Annotated in this window: 21 protein-coding genes and 1 pseudogene; 2 read left to right on the forward strand and 20 right to left on the reverse strand. The window is 67.9% G+C overall.

The genetic code is table 11. The features are described from left to right. Positions 1-71: 71 nt before the first annotated feature. The 3 genes from LRX77_RS08765 to LRX77_RS08775 form a co-directional block, all read right to left on the reverse strand. Positions 72-887, reverse strand: a complete 816-nt coding sequence (locus LRX77_RS08765; RefSeq protein WP_231832512.1) for a hydroxymethylpyrimidine/phosphomethylpyrimidine kinase — start codon at positions 885-887, stop codon at positions 72-74. 36 nt (positions 888-923) lie between these two features. Next, a complete protein-coding gene (locus LRX77_RS08770) occupies positions 924-1,541 on the reverse strand; it encodes an IMPACT family protein (protein WP_231832513.1) in 618 nt (205 codons plus the stop codon). A 219-nt stretch (positions 1,542-1,760) separates the two neighbouring features. After that, a complete protein-coding gene (locus tag LRX77_RS08775; RefSeq protein WP_231832514.1) occupies positions 1,761-2,912 on the reverse strand; it encodes a sensor histidine kinase in 1,152 nt (383 codons plus the stop codon). 231 nt (positions 2,913-3,143) lie between these two features. On the opposite strand from LRX77_RS08775, the gene LRX77_RS10545 reads away from it, so the two are divergent. Continuing rightward, on the forward strand, positions 3,144-3,797 hold the full coding sequence (locus tag LRX77_RS10545; RefSeq protein ID WP_231832515.1) for a response regulator: 654 nt from the start codon (positions 3,144-3,146) through the stop codon (positions 3,795-3,797). A 44-nt stretch (positions 3,798-3,841) separates the two neighbouring features. Here LRX77_RS10545 and LRX77_RS08785 read toward each other — a convergent pair whose 3' ends face one another. Next, positions 3,842-4,807 (reverse strand): MYG1 family protein, encoded by a 966-nt coding sequence (locus tag LRX77_RS08785; protein ID WP_231832516.1) that lies wholly within the window; start codon positions 4,805-4,807, stop codon positions 3,842-3,844. A gap of 134 nt (positions 4,808-4,941) precedes the next feature. Between LRX77_RS08785 and LRX77_RS08790 the strand changes: the two genes are divergently transcribed. Beyond that, positions 4,942-5,796 (forward strand): polyphosphate kinase 2 family protein, encoded by an 855-nt coding sequence (locus tag LRX77_RS08790; RefSeq protein WP_231832517.1) that lies wholly within the window; start codon positions 4,942-4,944, stop codon positions 5,794-5,796. Positions 5,797-6,138: 342 nt separating this feature from the next. Here the strand turns inward: LRX77_RS08790 and der are convergent, their stop codons facing one another. The 16 genes and pseudogenes from der to LRX77_RS08870 form a co-directional block, all read right to left on the reverse strand. Beyond that, on the reverse strand, positions 6,139-7,665 hold the full coding sequence (der, locus tag LRX77_RS08795) for a ribosome biogenesis GTPase Der (RefSeq protein WP_231832518.1): 1,527 nt from the start codon (positions 7,663-7,665) through the stop codon (positions 6,139-6,141). Then, positions 7,658-8,401 carry a (d)CMP kinase gene (cmk, locus tag LRX77_RS08800; RefSeq protein WP_231832519.1) on the reverse strand — a complete coding sequence of 248 codons (744 nt, stop codon included), beginning with the start codon at positions 8,399-8,401 and terminating at the stop codon, positions 7,658-7,660. Before cmk ends, der begins: the two co-directional genes overlap by 8 nt. Then, complete coding sequence (locus LRX77_RS08805) at positions 8,398-9,492, reverse strand: prephenate dehydrogenase (protein ID WP_231832520.1); 1,095 nt, start codon at positions 9,490-9,492, stop codon at positions 8,398-8,400. Before LRX77_RS08805 ends, cmk begins: the two co-directional genes overlap by 4 nt. A gap of 11 nt (positions 9,493-9,503) precedes the next feature. After that, positions 9,504-10,292, reverse strand: coding sequence for a pseudouridine synthase (locus tag LRX77_RS08810; protein ID WP_231832521.1), 789 nt, complete (start codon positions 10,290-10,292; stop codon positions 9,504-9,506). Beyond that, positions 10,276-10,881, reverse strand: a complete 606-nt coding sequence (scpB, locus tag LRX77_RS08815) for an SMC-Scp complex subunit ScpB (protein WP_269453797.1) — start codon at positions 10,879-10,881, stop codon at positions 10,276-10,278. Before scpB ends, LRX77_RS08810 begins: the two co-directional genes overlap by 17 nt. Then, complete coding sequence (locus LRX77_RS08820) at positions 10,871-11,674, reverse strand: segregation and condensation protein A (protein WP_231832523.1); 804 nt, start codon at positions 11,672-11,674, stop codon at positions 10,871-10,873. Before LRX77_RS08820 ends, scpB begins: the two co-directional genes overlap by 11 nt. Further along, positions 11,658-12,410 (reverse strand): ParA family protein, encoded by a 753-nt coding sequence (locus LRX77_RS08825; protein WP_231832550.1) that lies wholly within the window; start codon positions 12,408-12,410, stop codon positions 11,658-11,660. The genes LRX77_RS08820 and LRX77_RS08825 overlap by 17 nt, the downstream gene beginning before the upstream one ends. A gap of 112 nt (positions 12,411-12,522) precedes the next feature. Then, the gene (gene xerD, locus LRX77_RS08830; protein ID WP_231832524.1) at positions 12,523-13,467 is read right to left on the reverse strand and encodes a site-specific tyrosine recombinase XerD; all 945 of its coding nucleotides are present in this window, start codon (positions 13,465-13,467) and stop codon (positions 12,523-12,525) included. A gap of 11 nt (positions 13,468-13,478) precedes the next feature. Then, positions 13,479-14,054: an NUDIX domain-containing protein gene (locus LRX77_RS08835; RefSeq protein WP_231832525.1), complete on the reverse strand. Its 576-nt coding sequence runs from the start codon at positions 14,052-14,054 to the stop codon at positions 13,479-13,481. 6 nt (positions 14,055-14,060) lie between these two features. Next, positions 14,061-15,749, reverse strand: coding sequence for a CTP synthase (locus LRX77_RS08840; protein WP_231832526.1), 1,689 nt, complete (start codon positions 15,747-15,749; stop codon positions 14,061-14,063). Positions 15,750-15,847: 98 nt separating this feature from the next. Continuing rightward, a complete protein-coding gene (gene recN / locus LRX77_RS08845; RefSeq protein ID WP_231832527.1) occupies positions 15,848-17,542 on the reverse strand; it encodes a DNA repair protein RecN in 1,695 nt (564 codons plus the stop codon). Further along, the gene (locus LRX77_RS08850; RefSeq protein WP_231832528.1) at positions 17,539-18,633 is read right to left on the reverse strand and encodes an NAD kinase; all 1,095 of its coding nucleotides are present in this window, start codon (positions 18,631-18,633) and stop codon (positions 17,539-17,541) included. The genes recN and LRX77_RS08850 overlap by 4 nt, the downstream gene beginning before the upstream one ends. A gap of 3 nt (positions 18,634-18,636) precedes the next feature. Beyond that, on the reverse strand, positions 18,637-19,452 hold the full coding sequence (locus LRX77_RS08855; RefSeq protein ID WP_231832529.1) for a TlyA family RNA methyltransferase: 816 nt from the start codon (positions 19,450-19,452) through the stop codon (positions 18,637-18,639). After that, positions 19,449-19,658, reverse strand: coding sequence for a hypothetical protein (locus LRX77_RS08860; RefSeq protein WP_231832530.1), 210 nt, complete (start codon positions 19,656-19,658; stop codon positions 19,449-19,451). Before LRX77_RS08860 ends, LRX77_RS08855 begins: the two co-directional genes overlap by 4 nt. Before the next feature lie 10 nt (positions 19,659-19,668). Further along, a complete protein-coding gene (locus LRX77_RS08865; RefSeq protein ID WP_231832531.1) occupies positions 19,669-20,790 on the reverse strand; it encodes an HAD-IIA family hydrolase in 1,122 nt (373 codons plus the stop codon). A 10-nt stretch (positions 20,791-20,800) separates the two neighbouring features. After that, positions 20,801-22,360 (reverse strand): annotated as a pseudogene (locus tag LRX77_RS08870) (amidase). Between the last annotated feature and the right edge of the window lie 152 nt (positions 22,361-22,512).

Below are 22,512 nucleotides of genomic sequence, written 5' to 3' on the forward strand. Positions count from 1 at the left end.
GTGGGCCTCGTGCGCTCTGCGCAAACGAGGCCCACAGCGTGGAGACGGCGTTCACGACCGTCAGGTCGTCGTCAGCGTGCCGCGCCCTGCCACAGCACGTCGAAGGGCGCATTCGACTCGACGCGGCCCTTGATGCCTGCAGTCACGAAGTCCTTCGCCCGATGCGCGGCCTCGAGCGGGCTGTCGCCCAGCGCGAGACCGGCCGTCACAGCCGCCGCGAGGGAGCATCCGGCACCGGCCACGACATGCTCGCCGACCTTGGGCACGCGCAGCACCTCGAGTGTGGTGCCGTCGTAGAACACATCGATCGCGTCTGGCCCGGGGATGCGCACGCCACCCTTTGCGAGCACGGCAGCGCCGCTCTTGTCATGGATGCGCTTGGCCGCTTCGACGAGGTCGTGCTCGTCGTTGATGCGGGCCATGCCCGAGAGCTGCTCGCTCTCGAAGTGGTTCGGGGTGACGAAGGTGGCGAAGGGCAGCACCTTCTCGGTCAGCGCGGTGTCGGTGTCAAGCGCTGCGCCGGGCTCCTGCCCCTTGCAGATGAGCACCGGGTCGAGCACGACGTTCTGGTACGAGCGTTCGCCCAGGGCAGCGGCGACACGGTCGATGGTGGGCGTGGTGCCGAGCATGCCGATCTTCACGGTCTTCAGCTGGTCGGGGCCGTAGGCAGCGGTGATCGCCTCGATCTGGTCGCTGATGACCTGCGGATCGACCGGCACGAAGCGATGGCCCCAGTTGTTCTTGGGATCGAACGAGACGATGCAGGTCAGTGCAATGGAGCCGAAGACCCCCAACTGCTGAAAGGTCTTCAGATCGGCCTGGGCTCCGGCGCCTCCGGTGGCTTCGGAGCCGGCGATGGTCATGGCGAATGCAGGTGTCGATGGCATGCAGAGTATTCTACGCGCCAGTAGAACGATCGTCGCTCACATCAGCCGACGGTCAGTCTGCACGCCACGCACCCGACCGCCGGTGACCTGGAGCATGTGCTCGCGTGCGGCTTCGGCCTCTGCGAGAGGCACACCGAATCGCAGGGTCACCGATTCTCCCCAGTCGGCTCCGATCTGTGCCCAGCCGTGCTGACGAGCCGCGCGCTGCACGATAGCCGCGTCGTGGTGTGAGGCCGCGAGTTCGATGACCGCGCATTCGCGCACGTCGCGCAGCGTCGCCTGTTCGATCGCCGCTGCGGCAGCCTCGCGGTACGCGCGGGAGAGGCCGCCCGTGCCGAGCAGGATCCCGCCGAAGTAGCGGGTCACCACGCAGACGACCTGCCCGAGACCCGCGCTCTGCAGCGCGTCGAGAATCGGGCGTCCGGCGGTGCCCGAGGGCTCACCGTCATCATTGGTGCGCAGGATGTCGGCGCGCTCTCCGACGATGAATGCGCTGCAGTGGTGTCTGGCCTGCGGATGCGCCGAGCGCGCCTGCGCGATGACGACACGAGCCTGAGCCTCGTTCTCGGCCGAGGCCAGCCTGCCGAGAAAGCGCGACCGCTGCACCGCGATCTCGGCGTCTGCAGTCGCTGACGGCGTCAGGAAATGCGTCATGTGGCGATGATACCGCCAGGTCTCAGACGATCCAGACACGGATAGGGCCGCCTGCTGTCATGCAGCAGAGCGGCCCAATCGACTCCCCCCGGATCGTGTGGGCCTGAGGCCCCCACAGCCGATATGTCGAGACTAGCAAGCGGCTCTTCGTCAGATGGCCATCGTGCCGGGAATAGGTACCAAAGTATGCATGCAAACTCCCAGTGGATGCTGCCACGGTCAGAACAGCGGGATCACCACGCGCAGTCGCCAGAGGCCTTCTTCTGCGGTCGCCGCCAGCTCGCCGCCAAGCGTCTCGATCCGAGCTGAGAGTCGGTCGAGACCCAAATGCGTCGATCGGTCGAGAGCATCGTCAACGGCGCCGATGGAGTTCGTGAGCACAGCCGTCACCGTGGAACCCTGGCTCGCGATGCTCATGGTCACCGTCGGCGCCGGGCCGGCATGTCTGACGATGTTCGTCGTCGCCTCGCGCACGACTCGCACCAGAGTGCTGGCCACCGCCGGTGGAAGGGTCTCCACACCCTCGGCCCGACTGCTCACACGGGCCCCGATCGACTCCAGCTCGACCTGCGCCGTGTGCAGAGCTGCCGAGACATCGGCTCCCAGCGGCTGCTCATCGGCGTGTTCGTCTGTTCGCACCGTGTTCAGCAGCCTGCGGATGTCGGCCAGTGATCGTGTGGCGCTGCTCTTGATCACGGCCAGCGACTCACGACTCACCACAGGGTCGTCCATGGTCTCCATCACCCGTGCATGCATGGCGATCAGTGTCACGTCGTGAGCGAGGATGTCATGCAGCTCCGAGGTGATGCGCTCGCGTTCCGCCGCGACCGCCCGGACTCGCTCGGATTCGACCCGTGACGCAGTCTCTGCAAGCTCGGCAGAGCGAAAGTAGGCTCGCCTGGCTCCGACCCCGATCAGTGCCGAGACGAGGGCGATGAAGGCCAGTGCGAATGGTCCCGTGGTTGTGAGCGTCCCCGTCTGCGCGTTTGCGATGACGCCGGCAGCGGTGATGACCGCCACATGCGCCCAGAGGCACCATCGCGGGCAGGCATAGACGACGAGGCCCACCGTCGCTGCGGCAAAGAGCAGATACCCGCCTTGAGACAGCATGACCGCTTGGGCGAAGACCAGCGCCGCCAGCGATGTCGCTGCGGCGACCGGTGCCAGGGCGAACAGCGGGAGCATCAGCACCATGGCCAGTTCCAGGAGCTGCCGCTGCCACGACGTCGACCAGTCAGAGACGAAGCTGACGCTTTCCAAGGCGATGACGCCCACAGCGACCACCACCAGGGCAAGACTTCCCCACTGCGGCAGACGGGCGTTCGGCCGGGCGGTCTGCGGTCGGAAGACCTGATGGTTCGAAGAGCTCACCCCACCATTGTCGCTCACCGCACATGAGCCAGCCGACTACTGACAGATCTTGAGATATCGGCACAGGTCGTCGAGAAATCCCTGCACCGACAACGACAACACCCACATAGTTCCCCCCTCAGGCCTGTCTGATACGAACGGACACGACGATACCCCGCGGAGCCGCCCGGTGACACCTACCAAAGTACTCACTTCAGGGCAGACGCGATCCGTTGAACGTACGATGATCTCGTGAATCAGATCCGCGTAGCCGTCGTCGACGACGAAGCTCTCGTGCGACATGCGCTTCGCCTGTTCATCGGGCTGGATTCCTCGCTCACCCTCGTGGCCGAAGGTACGACCGGCCTCGACGCCATCGCCCTGGCCAAACGTCACATGCCCGACGTCATCCTGATGGACACGCAGATGCCTCAGATGTCGGGGATCGACGCCACCAGGGCGATCACCCGCCTTCCCGTGGTCATGCGGGTGCTGATGCTGACGACTTTCTCGTCAGACCGGCATGTCATCCCTGCCCTGCGCGCTGGAGCATCTGGATACCTCGTGAAAGACACCGAGCCGCGCGACATCATCCGCGCAGTGCACGAGGTGTACGACGGCCGGCCGGTGATCTCGCCCAGAATCTCGCAGGAGCTGATCGCCAAGGTCGCTGCAGCCCCTGATGCGCGCGACGATGTGCCGCGAGAGCAGCTGACCAGCCGTGAGCTCGACATCGTGCGGCTCATCGCAGAGGGCAAGTCCAACGCTGAGATCGCCTGCGATCTGCATCTCGCCGAGACGACGGTCAAGGCCACGATCGGGCGCATCCTGCGCAAGTGGAGTGTGCGTGATCGCGTACAGGCGCTGATCTACGCGGTGTCGAACGGAATCGTCGACCTCTCATAGCCGCTGCAAGCGCCGAACGGCTTCGCGGCCGTCCGGCGCGAGGGCTACTCCGCGGGGGCGGGCGCAGGGGCAGAGGCGGGTGCAGCGGCGACTGCGGCCAGCTGCTGTTTCGCCTGCAGATCGAACTCCCGCGAAGCGGGCTGCTCAAGCGCCTGAGCGAGCATCTTAAGAGCCCCCTGCTTGGTCTTCGCCGCGCCGATGAACCCCACTTTGTGGGTGAACACCACGTCGGGCACACCGGTCAGCTCGGCAAGGTGCTCTTGGTCGGCGCCGCGCCAGGCCTCGGGCAGCAGCACACGTGACTCGAAGCTCGACGAATCGACCTGCACCGTCTTGATCGCCCAATCGCCGTTGGCGTTGGGAAAGACCACGAACTGCAGCAGGGGCTGCTTGCTGGCGATGCCGCCGTGCGGCACGAACTGGTCGAGCACGACGTAGCGCGCATCGGGCGTCTGATCGTAGGCACGTGTGAAATAGCGCTTGCCCTCGATGGCGTCACGAGACTTGAGCAGCAGGCGCCTGAGCAGCTGCGTGGCCACCGTGACCGCGACCATGAACTGGTCGTCGAAGTCTTCTTCGCCCACCAGGGTGACCGGGTTGAACCAGCCGAGCACCTCGCTGATCTCGATGGGACGCGCATGAAAGTCGTTCAGTGCGTAGAGATCCTGGCCGTTGTCGCCCGCGTCGATGCACTGCACCAGGCTGCGGTCGATGCGCTTCCAGACGTCTTCGTCTCCGTCGCAGAACTCCATGCCGTAGTGCTGCCAGAGCAGACCGAATGCCGAGTAGAGAATGCCGTTGTCGCGTGCGCCCGAGGTCTTCTGATGATGGTCGAAGCGCAGCGTGTCTGGATCGTAGACGCCGCCCACGTCGAGGACGATGTCGGCCGTCTCGAGCACCTTCGGGTCTCGCGAGCGCACCACCGTGGCATCCGGGTAGAGCTGGAGCAGCAGGGTGACGCCGAAGACGTCGTCTGCGTGGAATTTGCCGTTGTGCGTTGCGATGATCACACCGCTCATTCTACCCGTTCCACCGCACCCGGCGCCCATGGCATCCACCTACCGCGCTGCTTCGCACGGGTCAGCAGGTCATTCACCGCCCGCGCCACCGCTGGCCGGCCCGCGTAGCCGGATAGCATGAGCATATGAAGAATCCTTGGAAAGACAGCCCGCGCGCACTGCTGCGCGCTGAGGGCGAGCACTTCGATCTGTCAGCCGTCGACCCGGCGTCGACGCCGGGCTGGCGCAGCTCCTGCGACGCCGACGACTACCTCGCCGACACCGCCAGACGTCTGGCCGACCTGCAGGAGATGCTCTTCGCCAATGGCCGCACCGAGAACGGTGCACACCGTTCACTGCTGCTCGTGCTGCAGGCGATGGACACCGCAGGCAAGGGCGGCATCGTTCGTCACGTGATCGGCAACGTCGATCCGCAGGGCACCCACATTCATGGATTCAAGAAGCCCACGCCGGTCGAGCTCAAGCACGACTTTCTGTGGCGCATTCGCAAAGAGCTGCCCGCCACCGGCCTGATCGGTGTCTTCGATCGTTCGCATTATGAGGATGTCCTGGTGCATCGCGTGCGTCATCTCTCGCCCGCAGAGGTGGTCGAACAGCGGTACGGCATCATCAACGACTTCGAGGCGGAGCTCACCGAACAGGGCACCACCGTGGTCAAGGTGATGCTGCACATCTCGAAAGACGAGCAGCGTCGACGTCTCGAGTCACGACTCGATCGGCCTGACAAACACTGGAAGTACTCCCCCAACGACGTCGACGAGCGCGAGCTCTGGCCCGCCTACCAAGAGGCCTACCAGATCGCGATCCAGCGCACCTCGACCGCCGTGGCCCCCTGGCACGTCGTTCCCGCCGATTCGAAGCCCTACGCTCGGGCCGCGGTGCAGCGCATTCTCATCGAGACCCTCGAAGACCTGGCGCTCACCTGGCCGAAGGCCGACTTCGACGTCGAGACCGAGCGCGAGCGACTCGCCGCAAGCTGACGTCACTCGGTGCTCAGAGCACAGCACCAGCACCAGCCCCGTGCACGGTTCCGCTGAGACAGACACGGTTCTGTCAGGATCACCACGATCTCAGCGGAACGGTGTCTGTCTCAGCGGAACCGCACACAACTCCTGAACGCCCGGTGAGTCGCCGCGAGCTGACGCCGCACAAGAGCTCTCTGCGAGCTGCGGGTTCTGGGCAGCGACCTACACACCTGCACAGCGGCAAGCCGCGAGCGGCGAAGTGCACGATGCGCGCTTCGAGGCGCGAGCCAAGACCTGCGAAGTGCAAGACTCCGGACTCTGATCTGGGCGCTTCGCACAGGGTGCGCTGAACCGGTGCTACTTGCGTCCGCGCTTCTCGCGCACACGCATGTTGATGCGAATGGGCGTGCCGACGAATCCGTAGACCTCACGCAGTCGGCGCGTGATGAAGCGTCGGTACTGCGGATCCATGAAGCCGCTGGTGAAGAGCACGAAGGTCGGCGGCTGAGTGTCAGCCTGCGTGCCGAAGAGGATGCGCGGCTGCTTTCCGCCGCGCAGCGGGTGCGGGTTCGCCTGGGTGAGTTCGTGGATGAACGCGTTGAACTTGCCGGTGGGCACGCGGGTGTCCCAGCCGTCGAGCGCGGCCTGCAGCGCGGGCACCAGCTTCTCGAGATGGCGGCCGGTCTTGGCCGAGAGGTTCACCCGAGGCGCCCATGCCACGTGGCTGAGGCGCTGCTCGATCTCGCGTTCGAGCTGCGGACGACGCTCGTCGTCGAGCAGATCCCACTTGTTGAACGCGAGCACCAGCGCACGGCCGGCCTCGAGCACCATGTCGATGATGCGCAGATCCTGATCAGAGATGCTCTGGCTCACGTCGAGCACCACGATGGCGACTTCGGCGCGGTCGAGCGCCGACTGCGTGCGCAGGGTGGCGTAGTAGTCGCTGCCCTGCTGCAGGTGCACGCGACGGCGGATGCCTGCGGTGTCGACGAAGCGCCAGGTCGTGCCGAGAATGGTCACCAGCTCGTCGACCGGGTCACGCGTGGTGCCGGCCAGGTCATTGACCACGGCACGCGTCGAGCCGGTCGCCTTGTTCAACAGGCTCGACTTGCCCACGTTCGGGCGGCCGATGATCGCCACGCGACGCGGCCCGCCGGGCTGCTGCTGCGCGACCTTCGACTCCTTCGGCAGCATCTTGATCACGGCGTCGAGCAGGTCGCCGCTGCCGCGGCCGTGCAGTGCAGAGACAGGGTGCGGCTCGCCGAGCCCGAGACTCCAGAGCGCCGCCACGTCGGCCTCCTGCCCGCCGGCGTCGATCTTGTTGGCGACCAGCAGCACCGGTTTGCCTGAGCGCCGCAGCACGGCGACCAGCTGCTCGTCGGTCGAGGTCGGCCCCACTTTGGCGTCGACGACGAAGAGCACGCCGTCGGCCTCTTCGATCGCCAGCTCGGCCTGCTCGGCCACCGACCGGTCGAGGCCCTTGGCCTCGAGCTCCCAGCCGCCGGTGTCGACCAGCCGGAACGGCTGACCGTTCCACTCGGCGTCGTATGAGACTCGGTCGCGCGTCACGCCAGGTGTGTCTTCGACGACGGCCTCGCGGTGGCCGAGCACGCGGTTGACCAGCGATGACTTGCCCACATTGGGGCGCCCGATCACGGCCAGGACGGGCGGCGCCGGGCGTGCCGCCTGTGCATCCGGGGTCTCGTCTCCGCTGGCCAGCACGGCCGCGTCTTCGGGCTCGAGGTCGTAGTCCTCCAGCTCGGCGCGTGCGACGTCGGCGACCTGCTGCTCGATCTCGGGTTCGATGTGCTGCAGTCGGGCGGCGAGCTCATCTGCGCTGGTGGCGCCGAACTCGGGATCGATCGGTTCGCGTGATTCAGCCATGTGACTCCTGAGTCTGAGAGTGAGATGAAAGGTTCGGGTCGGTGCCCGCCGCCGCAGGAACGAGCCCCGCAACTGTATCAGTGACCTGGGCCAGGGTGAGATCGCTGGTGTCGATCAGCGTCACCCCATCGGCCGGCCGTATGAAGTCGACGACGCTGAGATCACGGGCGTCTCGCATCGAGATGCTGCGAGCGATGGCCGCGACGTCGGTCTCGCCGATCTGCGCGGCCCGCCGTCGGGCGCGTGCCTCGGCGGAGGCGGTGAGCAGTACCCGGACTTCGGCCTGCGGAAAGGTGACCGTCGTGATGTCGCGCCCCTCTGCGACGACACCGGGCGCCGAGGTGGTTGCGGCAAGGTGACGGAAGGCGGCGTTGAGGTGTTCGCGCACGACGGGCAGCCGCGAGTACCGGCTCACCGCACCGCTCACCTCGGGCGTGCGGATCGCCTCCGAGACGTCGTGCCCCTGGATCACGATGCGCGGCCGGTCGAAGGCCTGGGCGATGATCGGGTCGAACGCGTCGAGCAGCCCGCGCACCGCGGCCTCGTCGTGCGGATCGACCTCGGTGCGCAGTGCGATCAGGGTGAGCACGCGATACCAGGCGCCGGTGTCGAGATGTGCATAGTGCAGTCGTTCGGCCAGTGCCTTGGCCGTGCTCGATTTACCGCTGCCGGCTGGGCCGTCCAGGGCGATGATGACCGGTTTGGACGCGGTCGCCGCCGTGCGTGTCTCGGTCATCGGCTCAACCGCCATCCGCGCTCCTCAAGTGCCTTGGTCAGCTCTTCAATGTGCTCGGGCAGTACCGAGACCTCGGCGAGCCCGAACTCGGCCTTGGGCGAGTGCTCGAGGCGCAGGTCTTCGATGTTGACGCCGATCTCGCCGATCTCGGCGAAGAGTCGGGCGAGTTCGCCCGGCTTGTCGTCGACGAACACGATCGTCGTCGAGAACGCGGCGTCGGTGCCGTGCTTGCCCGGGATGCGCCGCACCCCGGTGTTGCCGGCGATGAACAGCTCGGTGATCTCACGCCGAGCACCGGGACGATCGACGTCTTCGAGGTCGCGGATCATCGCGTCGAGATCGTCGCGCAGGGAGCGCAGCACGCTGGTGACCTCACCAGCGTTGGCCGCGAGGATCTGCAGCCAGAGACCTGGGTCGCTGGCGGCGATGCGAGTGGTGTCGCGCAGCCCCTGACCGGCCAGAGAGATCTGCGACGGCGTGCCGTCGACGAGCCGGCCGGCAAGCAGTGTGGCAACGACCTGCGGCACGTGCGAGATCAGGGCGACGGCACGGTCGTGCTGCACCGGGTCGAGATGCACCGGCACCGCTTCGACGTCGAGCGCGAGGCGTTCGACCGCCTCGAGCGCCCGAGCGGTGACGTGCTCGTGCTCGGCGATGACCCAGGGCTGTCCGCGAAAGAGATCGGCGCGGGCCGAGATGGGCCCGCCGCGTTCGCGTCCGGCCATCGGGTGCGACCCCAGATAACGGTCGAGATCTGTGCCTTCGTCGGTCAGGGCCCGCACGATCTGGGCCTTCACACTGGTGACGTCGGTGACCACGGCATCGGGCCAGCGGCGCAGCTGCTCGGCCACGGCATCCGCCGCGATCTCGGGGGGCACCGCGACGACCACGAGCGCCGGCTGGTCGCCCTCGACCAGCGCACGGCCCGCGCCGTAGTCGGCCGCGAGCGCCAGCGCGCTCGGCGAGATGTCAGAGAGCAGCACCTCGACGCCGCGCTGCACGAGAGAGAGGCCGATGCTGGCGCCCAGCAGACCGGTGCCGATGATGAGCACCGGTGACGGAGTGCGCGCGAGATCGTGACTGATGCTCATATCCGGCCAGTCTAGTCGTTCTCTGGCACGTGGTTCTGCGGCGCGACCGCATCGCCGGTCTGTTTGAGCAGCCGGCCGACTTCGTCGCTGGTGAGCGGGCGCATCGCTCCCTCGCGCAGCGTGCCCAGGTGCACGGGCCCGAACTGGCGCCGGGTCAGCTCGACCACCGGGTGGCCGACGTGCCCGAACATGCGGCGGACGATGCGGTTGCGCCCCGAGTGCAGGGTCACCTCGATCATGGTGCGGTCGCGGCTGGCATCGAGCACGCGAGCACGGTCGGCGGCGATCGGGCCGTCGTCGAGCACGATTCCCTCGCGCAGCGCGGCGAGGGTGCGCGGCGCCACCTTGCCGCGCACGAGCGCAACGTACACCTTGTCGATCTCGAACGAGGGGTGCATCAGCCGGTGCGCGAGCTCGCCGTCGTTGGTGAGCAGCAGCAGGCCGTGCGTGGCCTCGTCGAGACGGCCGACGTTGAAGACGCGGCCGGTCTCGGCGGTGACATATCGGCTGAGGTCGGGGCGGCCCCGCTCGTCGCTCATGGTGCTGACCACGCCGGCCGGCTTGTTCAGAGCGTAGTAGCGCAGCTCGGGGTCGGTGACGATCACCAGACCGTCGACCTCGATGCGGTCGTCGGGCCCCACTCTGGAGCCGAGCTCGCGCACCACGCGACCGTTCACCACGACGCGGCCGGCGGCGATGAGCTCTTCGCTCGCTCGACGAGACGCCACCCCGGCGGCGGCCATCACTTTCTGCAGGCGTTCGCCGTCGGCACGCGGGGTGTGGTCAGCTGAGGTCATCATCTTCGGGGTCCTCCGGAAGCAGGTCGGAAATGGGCGGCAGGTCGTCGAGCGAGTCGATGCCGAGGTGGCTGAGCAGCAGGTTGGTGGTCTCGAAGAACGTCGCCTGCGTCTGCTCGTCGACGTAGGCCTCGGCGATCAGCCCTCGTGCGAGCAGCGTGCGCACGACCGAGTCGACGTTGACCGCACGGATCGAGGCGATCTGACCGCGGCTGATCGGCTGCTTGTAGGCGATCACCGAGAGTGTCTCGAGCGCGGCCTGCGAGAGCCTGGGCGGGGCCTGATCCTCGATCATGCGGCGCACGACCGGTTCGTAGCCGGCCCGCACGTAGAGCTGCCAGCCGCCGGCGATCCGTCGCAGGTCGAACCCGCGCACCGGGGGCCCGTCATAGTCGGCGCGCAGCTCAGCGAGCGTCTGCTCGACTTCGTGCACGGGCGCCTCGACCGCGGCGGCCAGAGCGACGGTCTCGATCGGGTGGTCGGCGGCGATCAGCACCGCCTCGAGGCGGGCCCGCACCGGCAGCTGTGCCAGTGCGGCGGGCGCGACGAGGTCTTCTGACTCGCTCACGGCATCCTCTCGATCATTGGTCATAGTCGGCCCCCAGCGCGGCGAGCTGGTCGTCGCTCCAGTGCTCGCCCGTCCAGCGTACGCTGAGCGGCCCCAGCGGCTCGATCTGCTCGTAGGTGACGGCCGCCTCGCGATAGAGCTCGAGCACCGCCAGAAAGCGCGCGACGATGACCCCCCGGTTGGAGGCGTCGGCGATCAGCTCGTGAAAGGTGGCCTGCCCGGCGGTGCGCAGACGGGCGACGAGCACGGCCGCCTGCTCGCGGATGCTGACCGCCGGTGCGTGCAGGTGAGAGAGTCCGATGTCGGGCGGGGTCTTCGGTGCGAGAGCGAGTCGGGCGACGACCGCGAAGTCGTCGAGCGACGTGGTCCAGACCAGTTCGGGCGGGGTGAGATCGATCTCGGCGGCGACACCGGCCGTGCGCGATACGCGCAGCCGTTCGCCCTCGAGATGCACCGCGAACCAGGCCGACACCTGTTTGAAAGCCCGATACTGCAGCAGTCGGGCGAAGAGCAGGTCACGAGCCTCGAGTGCCGCGATGTCGTCATCGTCGACGGCCTCGCCGCGCGGCAGCAGGCTGGCGACCTTCATGTCGAGCAGAGTCGCAGCGATCACGATGAACTGGCTGGCCTGTTCGAGCTGCCCGGCCTCGTCGAGCGCACGCACGTAGGCGACGAACTCGGCGGTGACCGCACTCAGCGAGATCTCGGTCACGTCGAGCTCGTGGCGGCTGACCAGTGTCAGCAGCAGGTCGAACGGGCCGTCGAAATTGTCGAGCCTGACGGCGAAGCCGGGCTCGGCGTCAGGGTGCTCCGCCACGCGAGATCAGCTCTCTGGCGACGCGCCGATACGCCTCGGCCGCCGGGTGGCTGCTGGCGAACTCGGTGATCGGCCGGGCCGCGACCGACGCATCGGGAAACTTCACGGTGCGCGGAATCACCGTGTCGAAGACCTTGTCGCCGAACGCCTCGCGCACGCGGGCCGACACCTCGCGGGCATGCAACGTGCGGGAGTCGAACATGGTGATCAGAATGCCGTCGAGCTCGAGCGAGGGATTGAGCCGATCCTGCACCTTCTCGACCGTCTCGACGAGCAGAGCGACGCCGCGCAGGGCGAAGTACTCGGCCTCCAGGGGAATCAGCACGCCGTGTGCCGCGGTGAGCGCGTTGATGGCGAGCAGACCGAGCGAGGGCTGGCAGTCGACGAGGATGACGTCGTAGTCACCGGTGACCTGGCGCAGCGCACGGCTCAGCGCCTGTTCGCGAGCGACTTCGTTGACCAGCTGCAGCTCGGCGGCCGAGAGGTCGATGTTGGCCGGCAGCACGTCGAGGTCTTGGATGAGACTCGGCACGATGACCGAGCGGGTGTCTTTGACGGTGCCCATCAGCAGGTCGTAGATCGTGGGGTCGTCCATCGTCTGCACGCCGAGCGAGGCCGACAGCGCGCCCTGCGGGTCGAAGTCGACCAGCAGCACACGACGCCCGTATTCGACAAGGGCGGCCCCCAGGCTCACCGTCGTGGTGGTCTTGCCGACGCCGCCCTTCTGGTTGCACATCGCGATCACGCGTGCAGGGCCGTGGCTGGTCAACGGCTGGGGCACGGGAAAATCATTCACGCCGCATAGTCTACCCGTCGCCTGCGTCACGCGTCGTTCGAGAGACCCGCGCTCAGCGATGCGCCCGGGGATGGCTTGTCGCGTAGACCTGTCGCAGATGCTCCTGCGTGACGCGGGTGTAGACCTGCGTGGTCGTCACCGACGCGTGCCCGAGCAGCTCCTGGACGATTCGGATATCGGCCCCGCCGGCGAGTAGGTGCGTGGCGAACGAGTGTCGCAGCACGTGCGGCGACACCCGGTGCTCGAGATCGACGCGGGCCGCCGCGCGTTTGATGATCGTCCACACGGCCTGTCGCGAGAGCCGTCCGCCGCGCACGCCGAGAAACAGGTGAGCACCGCCGTGACCCCGCTCGGCGAGCGCGGGCCGCACCCGAACCAGGTAGGCGTCCAGCGCCGCCCGCGCGTACGAGCCGAACGGCACGATGCGCTGTTTGCCGCCCTTGCCGCGCAGCCGTACCACGTCGATCATGTCGGCATCGGCCCGTTCGACGCGCTGCACGTCGTCGACCAGCGCGTCGCAGAGTTCGCTCACGCGCGCGCCGGTGGCATAGAGGAACTCGAGAATGGCCCGGTCGCGCACCGACTCGGGATCGCTGCCGTCGACCGCCCCGAGCAGCCCGGACACCTCGTCGACGGTCAAGGCCTTGGGGAGACGGCTGGGCTTCTTGGGCGCGCGCAGCACGATGGCCGGGTCGCGCGGGGTGCGCCCGTCGAGAAAGAGGTAGCGGTGCAGGCTGCGCACGGCGCTGAGCATGCGGCCCGTGGTGGTGGCCGCCGTCGGCAGGCCGGCCTCGGCGCGATGATCGGCCAGCCAGCGCGGGTATTCGCCGAGATCGCGTTCGGTGAGCGCGGTCAGGTCGACGGCGTCGCGTTCGGCGAGCCAGTCGGCGTAGCTGCGCAGGTCGGAACGATAGCTGCGCACGGTGTTCGCAGACAGCCCGCGTTCGATGCGCAGATGGCGCAGGAACGCGTCGATCTCGCGGTCGACCGCAGACACGGCGGCCTCGGTCAGCCTCGACGGCTGCGGTTGGCGGCCTCGGCCAGCACCGAGACCACGAGGGTCGGGTTGTGCAGGCGACCGGCGAGCACGCCGTCGAGCACCTCGTCGAAGGGCCTCCAGATCAGACCCATGTCCTGCTCTTCAGCGGTGCGCTCGAAGTGCTCCGCCGGCGAGAGCCCCGTGGCGCGATACATGCGCAGCCGTTCGTTGCTGCCGCCCGGCGTGGTGTACATGTCGATGAGGTGCAGCCAGTGCTCGGCGACCAGCTCGGCCTCTTCGGCCAGCTCTCGCTTCGCCGCGGTCAGCGGCAGCTCGCCGGGCACATCGAGCAGACCGGCAGGCACCTCCCAGAGCCGCTCGCGAACCGGGTGACGATACTGGTGCACGAGCGCCACACGATCGTGCTCGTCGAGCGCGAGCACGCCGACGGCACCGGGATGCTCCACGAATTGTCTGGTGAGCTGCCCGCCGTCGTAGTCGAAGCGTTCGCTCGCCACGTCGATGACCTGACCGTGCAGGTCGAGGTGCCGTTCGCGCACCTCGTGCGCCTCCCCGCGGTCGCGCAGCTCCGATTCGTCGGCCATGGCGGTTCAGCCCTCGGTCGTCGAGTTCTCGACGTCGAAGAGGCGCGAGGCCTGCTGGCGTTCCAGCGCTGCGGCGATCAGACCGGCGAACAGCGGGTGCGGAGCGGTCGGGCGCGACTTGAACTCGGGATGCGCCTGCGTGCCCACGTAGTACGGGTGCACGTCGACGGGCAGCTCGACGAACTCGACGAGGTGGCCGTCAGGCGAGGTGCCGCTGAACCGCAGACCGGCATCGGCGATGCGATCGCGGTAGACGTTGTTGACCTCGTACCGGTGGCGGTGTCGTTCGGTCACCTCGGTGCTGCCGTAGACCTTAGCCACGATCGAGTCGTCGGCCAGCGCGGCCGGGTACGATCCGAGCCGCATGGTGCCGCCCAGATCGCCCTCGGCGAGGATGTCGACCTGTTCGGCCATCGTCGCGATGACCGGTTCGTGCGTCTGCGGGTCGAACTCGCTCGAGGACGCCTCGGCCAGGCCCGCCTTCGAACGTGCGTATTCGATGACCATGCACTGCAGCCCGAGGCAGAGGCCGAGTGTGGGGATGCCCTGTTCGCGGGCGAAGGTGAGCGCGGCGAGCTTGCCTTCGATGCCGCGGATGCCGAAGCCCCCGGGCACGCAGATCGCGTCGACGGCGCCGAGCTCGCGCTCGCGAACCTGCTCGTCGAGCAGGCTGTCCGAGGGAATCCACTGCACGTTCACCTTGGTGGTGTGGGCGAAGCCGCCAGCACGCAGCGCCTCGGTGACCGACAGGTAGGCGTCGGGCAGATCGATGTATTTGCCGACCAGACCGACGGTGACCTCGTGCTTGGGGTTGTGCACCGCGTCGAGCACGGGCTGCCAGCGCGACCAGTCCACGTCGCGCGTCTGCAGGCCGAGCTGGTCGGCGATGACTTTGTCGAGCCCTTCGCTGTGAATGATCGTCGGGATGTCATAGATGCTCGAGGCATCCGGGCAGTTCACGACCGCGCCGGTCTCGAGGCTGCACATCAGGGCGATCTTCGACTTGATGCCGTCTCCGACGGGACGATCCGAGCGCAGCACGATGGCGTCGGGCTGCACGCCGATCGAGCGCAGCGCGGCCACCGAGTGCTGGGTGGGCTTGGTCTTCAGCTCGCCGCTGGGGCCGATGTAGGGCACCAGCGACACGTGCACGAAGAACACGTTGTCGCGGCCGAGCTCTTGGCGCACCTGACGGGCGGCTTCGAGAAAGGGCTGCGACTCGATGTCGCCAACGGTGCCGCCGATCTCGGTGATGATCACGTCGGGCGTGTGCTCGCCGTGGGCCTGTGCGCGCATGCGGCGCTTGATCTCATTGGTGATGTGCGGAATCACCTGCACCGTGTCGCCGAGGTATTCGCCTCGACGCTCTTTGGCGATGACCTCGCTGTACACCTGGCCCGTGGTGACGTTCGCCGCCTGATTCAGATTGATGTCGAGAAAGCGCTCGTAGTGGCCGATGTCCAAGTCGGTCTCGGCACCGTCTTCGGTGACGAACACCTCACCATGCTGAAACGGGTTCATGGTGCCCGGGTCGACGTTGAGATAGGGGTCGAGCTTCTGCATGACCACTCGCACGCCACTGGCTCGAAGAATATGGCCGAGACTGGCCGCCGTGAGGCCCTTTCCGAGCGAGGAGACCACGCCCCCGGTCACGAAGATCTGCTTTACCGTCCGAGTGCTCTGCGCGTTATCCACGGGTCTTCATCCTATCTCATTCACAGCGGTCTTCGAACACCGCGATGTCGTCGTTGCTCTGATCGTGTCTGTGGTCGCCCGCCACCTGCGCGGCCGTCTCATTCGCCCTCGAGTCTGGACTGCTCCAGCAGCTCGTGCGCATGTGCGAGTGCGGTGTCGCTGACGCGACCGGCCAGCATGCGGGCGAGCTCGTGCACCCGCTGGCCGTCGTCGAGACGCACCACGTCGCTGGTCGTGACCCGTTCGTCACTGATCTTGGTGACGACGAGGTGCGTGTCGGCGTAGGCCGCGACCTGCGGCAGATGCGTGACGACGAGCACTTGGGTGTGCCGGGCGAGTCGGGCCAGCCGCTCCCCGATCTGCACAGCGGCCGCGCCGCCCACTCCTGAGTCGACCTCGTCGAACACGAAGGTGCGATCGGCCAGATCGCCGCTCGCCGCCAGCCGCAGCTCCAGAGCGAGCATGACACGCGACAGTTCGCCGCCGCTCGCCGATCGGGCCAGCGGCAGCGGATCGGCGCCGGCGTGCGCTGCCAGCAGGAACGCCACCTCGTCGCCCCCAGTCGCATCCACCGGGCGCTGGTCGACCTGCACGGCGAATGCCGCGTCGCGCATCGCAAGACTGTGCAGTTCTCCGGTGACTTCGTCGCTGAGGCGCTGCGCGGCACGGCGGCGGATGTCGCCCAGACGTCGCGCGGTGCGGTCGCGCTGGTCGAGCGCCTCGGTGAGCGCCGCCGACAGCTGTTCGCGGGTGTCTCCGTCGGCGTCCAGCTCGGCCAGCCTGGCGCTGCCATCGTCCAGCAGTGTGAGCGCCGCGGCGACGCCGCCGAACCGACGTTCGAGGTCGCGCAGCGTGTCGAGACGCTCGTGCGCCGCTGCCAGCTCGCCCTCGCCGACCTCGTCGAGCGCGGCGATGTACGAGCTGAGATCGGCCGAGAGATCCTGCGCCATGGCCTCCACATCGTGCAGGCGCGTCGCGAGTTCGCCGAGCTCCGGGTCGCCGGCGTTCTCGAGCTCGGTGCACGCCCCGCTGATCAGGCCGAGCACGTCCTGCGGGCCGGTCGCCGCGTCCACGTCGGCCGAGAGCCGCTGTCGTGCCTCGCCGGCGCGGCGCAGCAGATCCTGTCTGGCGTCGAGCCGCGCGACTCGGGCCTCGATCTGTTCGAGCTCGCCCGGCTGGGGAGAGACCGCTTCGACGGCTTCGATCTCTTCACGCAGTCGTTCGGCCTCGGCGCGACGCGCTTCGGCATCGTCGGCGAGCGCCCGCGCCCGGCAATCGAGGCCGTGCCAACGCTGATACGCATGGTGAAAGACATCGGCTGCATCGCGCAGCTCAGGGCCGCCGAACGCGTCGAGCACGTCGCGCTGCTGTGCTGCGGTGCGCAGACGCAGCTGGTCGCTCTGGCCGTGAATCGAGACCAGCTGACCGATGGTGTCGGCGAGCACGCCGTTGGGCACTGCGTGACCGCCCAGCCAGGCTCGGGCACGGCCGGTGGCGGCCAGGCGGCGGGTCACGATCAGGTCGCCGTCGTCGATCTCGCCGCCGGCGTCTTCGACTGCCCGGACGACGTCGTTCTCGGGCGACACCCGCAGCAGGCCCGAGACCTCTGCGCGATCGGCTCCGGCGCGCACCCGTGAGGCATCGGCCCGCGCGCCCTGCAGCAGCTGCAAGGCGGTGACGACCATGGTCTTCCCCGCTCCGGTCTCGCCGGTGATGACGGTGAGGCCGGACCCGAGTTCCAGGGTCGCCGACTCGACGACGCCGAGGTCGTCGATGCGAACTTCATCGATCACGTGCGGTCTCCGCCCACGGCGTCGGGGCCCGCGGCGTCTGCCTGCCCGGCCGGGCTCTGCTCGACCGACGCAGATTCGGTCAGATGGAGCAGCTGCTGGGCCTCGCGCAGCGCCTCGTCCGTCTCGCGCGTGCGCATGGCATGCTGCTGCCAGCTCAACGAGGGAAGCGAGAACTTGTTCACCAGACGGTCGACGAACGAGCCGCGGCGCAGACGGGCGAGCCGAACCGGAATGGTCGAGCGACCGACCTGGATCAGCGACCCGGGCGGCAGCGTCTGGCTGCGGCGGCCGTCGCACCAGCTGATCGCCCCGTCGGCGTCGTCGCCCAGCTGCACGTTGACCGAGCTGTAGGGCGAGATCACCAGAGGGCGGGCGAACAGGGCGTGCGCGTTCAGCGGCACGAAGAGCAGCGCCTCGAGATTGGGCCAGACGATCGGCCCGCCGGCCGAGAAGGCATAGGCGGTCGAGCCGGTCGGGGTGCTCACCATCACGCCGTCGCACCCGAACGCGGTGAACGGTCGATCGTTGATGCTGACGTCGACGGTGATCATCTTGTTGCTGCGCGGCTTCTCTATGGTCACCTCGTTGAGCGCCCAGTCCTGGAAGAGCAGCCGGTCTTCTGAGAACACCCTCACGTTCAGCGCGAGTCGTTCTTCGACCTCGTACGTGCGCGACACCACATGCTGCACGGCGTCGACGAGGTCACCGCGCTCGCTCTCGGCGAGAAAGCCCACGTGCCCGAGGTTCACACCGATGATCGGAGTGGCGTCGAACCGCACCAGCTCTGCGGCGCGCAGAATCGTGCCGTCGCCGCCGAGAACCATGACGATCTCGAGATCTGGTCCGGTGCAGTCTTCGCCGAGCACCTCAGCGTCGTCGATGTCGATGCCCCATTCGCGCAGCGGCGCGATCGCGTCGGGCGCAAACACCGGCACCAGATGTGACTCGCGCAGCAGGCGCAGGGTCGTCTGCGTCGATTTCAGGGCCACCTCGCGCTTCGGGTGCACCACGAGCAGCACGCGCCGCGGCTGTGTGGCTCGTCGTTGCCGGGCGTGCTGCGTGGGCTGAGCCGAATGTTCGCTGACTGCCATGCGTCACCTCCTGCTGATCAGTTCGTCGACTCGCGCATGCCAGTCGACCGCTCGCTCCTCATTCGGGGTGAGCCAGATGGGAAACTCCTGGTTGCCGGTACCGCCCACCACGCTGGTTCGGGTGATCCCGGCGACGACGAGGCCGAGGTGCTCGGCGCAGGCACCGACACGTTCGACGGCGGCCCGATGCCCGGCGGGATCGCGCACGAGACCGCCACGGTCAAGATTACCGCGGCCGACTTCGAACTGCGGCTTCACCAGCAGCACGAAGTCGCGCACTTCGAGCTGCTCGTGCAGTCGCGGCAGCACCTGGGTGAGCGAGATGAACGAGACGTCGCCGACGACCAAGTCGATCTGATCGGGCGACGGTGCATGCGGAGCGGCTTCAGCGAGAGCGGCGCGGGTGAACCAGCGCAGGTTGACCCTCTCGATCGAGCTGACGCCGGAGTCTGCGGCGATGGCCGGAACGAGCTGGCCATGACCGACGTCGACGGCGAAGACGTGTGAGACCCCGCGTTCGCGCAGCACCTGGGTGAATCCTCCCGTCGACGCCCCGGCATCGAGCGCGATGCGCCCTGAGACGTCGATGGGGAACGCCTCGAGTGCGTCGATGAGCTTGCCCGCGGCACGCCCCACGTAGTGGTGGTCGCCGCTGACCTCGACCGTCTGCTCGACGCGCACCGGGTGTGACACCCGCGCGACGATGCTTCCGTCCAAGGTCACCTGACCCGAGCGGATGAGCTTCTGCGCCTGCGTGCGCGATCGAGCGAGCGCTCGCTCGACGAGCGCCTGATCGAGACGGATGCCGGTCGGTTTCATCGCCCGCCCAGCTCGGTCTGACCGACCGCCTGCTCGAGCCGCTGGCTGAGATCGGCGTAGAGGTGATCGTATTCGGCTGCACGCTGGTCGAGGGGCAGCGCGTCGATGCGCTGCAGCGTCGAAGCGATCAGGGCATGATCGATCGCTGTGCTCTCATCATCCGTCGACTGCGGTCGCTCAGGCACCTGCTGATTGGGCATCGTCATGTGCGGCATCCTACCGCCGGGGTCCGACAAGGGTCTCGGGCAGGCGCAGCGCCGACACGGGGATGCTGCACTCCCAGACAGCGGCGGCTGCGGCCCGCAGCGTGTCGATGTCGGTCGGCGCGCCGCGCTCGATGATGACGTCGGCGCCATCGAGGCGCACCACTGACTGACCGCTGATGGCTCCGTTCGGCGCCAGCTCGAGCACCGGATACGGCCGATGCAGATCGGCCAGCGTCCGCAGCAGAAAATCGGGCCGTCGTTCGGGCGCGGCCTCCACGATCTCGCGAGCCTGGTCGACGCCGGTCAGCACATGGGCCGAGGTGATGCCGACCCGGCGCGCCCCCTCGATGTCGGTGTCGAGCCGGTCGCCGATGAACAATGGCTGCGCAGCACGAAAACGAGTGACCGCGACGTCGAAGATCGGCCGCTCCGGTTTGCCCGCGATGGTCGGGAACGTTCCGGTCGCGGTGTGCACTGCCGAGAGCAGGGTTCCGTTGCCCGGGGCGAGACCTCGTTCGTTCGGCAGGGTCCAGTCCTGGTTCGTGCCGATCCACACCGCACCTGCGGCCACAGCGTAGGCGGCCTCGGCCAGATCCGCCCAGCTGACGTCTTTGGCGAAGCCCTGTACGACGGCGGCGGTCTGCGCACTCTGCCTGCGGGCCACGTGGTAGCCAGCCTGCTCCACGGCCTCGACCAGCCCCACGCCGCCCACCACGAGCACCTCTGCTCCGGGGGCGATGTGGTCGGCCAGCAGCGGCACTGCGGCCTGTGGGCTCGTCACGATGTCGTTCTCGGCGACGTGCAGGCCCATCGCGTTCAGCTGATCGGCGACCATCCGCGGCGTGCGCGAGGCATTGTTCGTCAGGTAGCTGACCTGCAGACCGGTGCGCTGCGCGAGGTTCAGCGCCTCGACGGCATCGGCCACCGGGTCGGGGCCCCGATACACGACGCCATCGAGGTCGGTGAAGATCGCGTCGGCGCCGTCAAGCGGCGAATGCGGCACCACCTGCAGATCATCCGCGGTGCCGTCCCGGCTGACCGGGATGTCTGATCGCCGCCGTTCGCCGATGCGCTCGTCGAGTGCGGCTGCGTCGTGACGCCGCTGAGTGAGACGGTGCAGGAATCCAGACATGACGTCCATCCTACGGGTAGAGCCGTGAGCGCCCGGACCACTCTGCCAGGCATTCGACCTCGGCCGCGATGCGCAGCAGACGGTCATCGTGGCCGAGCTGCCCGATGAGCTGCACGCCGAGCGGCAGCCCGTCTCGGGCCAGCCCGGTCGGAATCACGATCGCCGGAGCGCCCGAGACGTTCACGAACGAGGTGAACGGGGTGAATGCACCCTGCTCTGCGAAGTTCCGACGGGCATCCTTCGCATCGAACCAGCCGTTCGGGCGGGCGGTCAGGGCCAAGGCCGGCGTCAGCACGACATCCCACGCAGCGAAAGCCGCGGTCACACGCTCGCCATAGTCATGCAGATAGCGCAGTGCTCGCGTCTTCGTCGCACTGGGAAGGTCCCGACCGCTGCGAATCAGCCACTGTGTCAGCGGCTCGACCTGGTCGATGCTGCGCTCCGAGATCGGCAGGCCGGCTGCACCCATCTACCATACGACGCTGAACGACCGACCGTACTCCGCCGAGTCAGGCAGCCGCAGCGAGTGCACGTCGTGACCTCGTTCGTCGAGCAGGTCGGCGATACGGCTCACCTGTGCTGCGGCCTCGGAAGACACCGTCACTTCGGTGAATGCGTCCCACGGGCTCCCCTGCAGCACACCGACGCGCAAATGTCCCGCAGACGCCTCACCGGAACGCCCCCTGCCGGGTGCCACCATGTCTCCGAGCGGTGTCGCCGAGGTTCCACTGCGTCCGGGACCGCTCGCGTACGGATGCCGAGTGCCCTGCAGCGCGGCGAGGCCGCCGAGCAGACCGTCTGTGAGCAGAGCGGCATCGGCGACGCTGCGTGCGATCGCTCCGGGCACGACCAGGTCGATCCCGGGTGCGGCCTCCGCCGGGCCAGGGCCTGCACTCGGTGATGCGGTGCCCCGCCGCGCTGCGAGGCTCTTCGAGGCGAAGAGGCCGCGGCTCAGCTTCAGCCCGACCAGTCCGCAGCTGGCGGCGGGAATGCGCACTGACCCGCCGCCATCTGTGCCGACTGCGACGGGCAGCATGCCAGACGCGACGGCGGCCGCTGCGCCGCCGCTCGAGCCTCCGGCGTTCCGAGACAGCTTCCACGGGTTCAACGCCGGACGCCCTGCCGCAGGTTCGGTGTACCCAGACAGTCCGAACTCCGGAGTGCTGGTGCGCCCGATGCTCACCGCACCGGCGATGTCGGTCGCCGCCAGCAGCGGGTGCATCTGGGCCGCCGGCGTGCTCGCGTGAGCCCGTGAACCGTAGCCGGTCACGCAGCCGGCACGATCGTAGAGGTCTTTGTCAGCGAGTGCGAGGCCCCAGAGCGGATGCCGTGCTGCCACGTGCCGCAGCCGACTGCCCGCCTGGGTCAACGACTTCGCTCGTTTGAGTGCCGCATCTGCGCGGAGTTCAGTGAAGGCGCCGATCGGACGCGGAGCACCGGCCGGCCGCTCGGCCAGATCGAGAAACCGCACGCGCTCGACGAACGTCTCTACGATGTCGAACGGGCTGACTTCGCCACGAAGCAGCAGTTCGCGCAGAGCGACAGCGCTCATCTCGTGCAGAGAACTCATGCCGAGCAGTCTACTGGGCACTCGGGCCAGTCCTGGTCGTGGTGGTTGTGTGGTTGGCGTGGTGTGTGGTTAACGACGGAAGGCCACCCCGTTTCGGGGTGGCCTTCCGTGAATGATGTTCCGGCGGTGTCCTACTCTCCCACACGGTCCCC

Source organism: Pseudoclavibacter sp. 13-3 (genome assembly GCF_021168475.1).
Taxonomy (GTDB): domain Bacteria; phylum Actinomycetota; class Actinomycetes; order Actinomycetales; family Microbacteriaceae; genus Pseudoclavibacter_A.

Coding starts and splice junctions, on each gene's coding strand:
- cmk (WP_231832519.1), bottom strand. CDS start 8,401: ATGACCGAGACACGCACGGCGGCGACCGCGTCCAAACCGGTCATCATC.
- der (WP_231832518.1), bottom strand. CDS start 7,665: ATGGCTGAATCACGCGAACCGATCGATCCCGAGTTCGGCGCCACCAGC.
- LRX77_RS08860 (WP_231832530.1), bottom strand. CDS start 19,658: ATGACGATGCCCAATCAGCAGGTGCCTGAGCGACCGCAGTCGACGGAT.
- scpB (WP_269453797.1), bottom strand. CDS start 10,881: ATGACCAATGATCGAGAGGATGCCGTGAGCGAGTCAGAAGACCTCGTC.
- LRX77_RS08790 (WP_231832517.1), top strand. CDS start 4,942: ATGAAGAATCCTTGGAAAGACAGCCCGCGCGCACTGCTGCGCGCTGAG.
- LRX77_RS08835 (WP_231832525.1), bottom strand. CDS start 14,054: ATGGCCGACGAATCGGAGCTGCGCGACCGCGGGGAGGCGCACGAGGTG.
- LRX77_RS08765 (WP_231832512.1), bottom strand. CDS start 887: ATGCCATCGACACCTGCATTCGCCATGACCATCGCCGGCTCCGAAGCC.
- LRX77_RS08805 (WP_231832520.1), bottom strand. CDS start 9,492: ATGAGCATCAGTCACGATCTCGCGCGCACTCCGTCACCGGTGCTCATC.
- LRX77_RS08855 (WP_231832529.1), bottom strand. CDS start 19,452: ATGAAACCGACCGGCATCCGTCTCGATCAGGCGCTCGTCGAGCGAGCG.
- LRX77_RS08770 (WP_231832513.1), bottom strand. CDS start 1,541: ATGACGCATTTCCTGACGCCGTCAGCGACTGCAGACGCCGAGATCGCG.
- LRX77_RS08825 (WP_231832550.1), bottom strand. CDS start 12,410: ATGTGCAACCAGAAGGGCGGCGTCGGCAAGACCACCACGACGGTGAGC.
- LRX77_RS08850 (WP_231832528.1), bottom strand. CDS start 18,633: ATGGCAGTCAGCGAACATTCGGCTCAGCCCACGCAGCACGCCCGGCAA.
- LRX77_RS08810 (WP_231832521.1), bottom strand. CDS start 10,292: ATGATGACCTCAGCTGACCACACCCCGCGTGCCGACGGCGAACGCCTG.
- LRX77_RS08865 (WP_231832531.1), bottom strand. CDS start 20,790: ATGTCTGGATTCCTGCACCGTCTCACTCAGCGGCGTCACGACGCAGCC.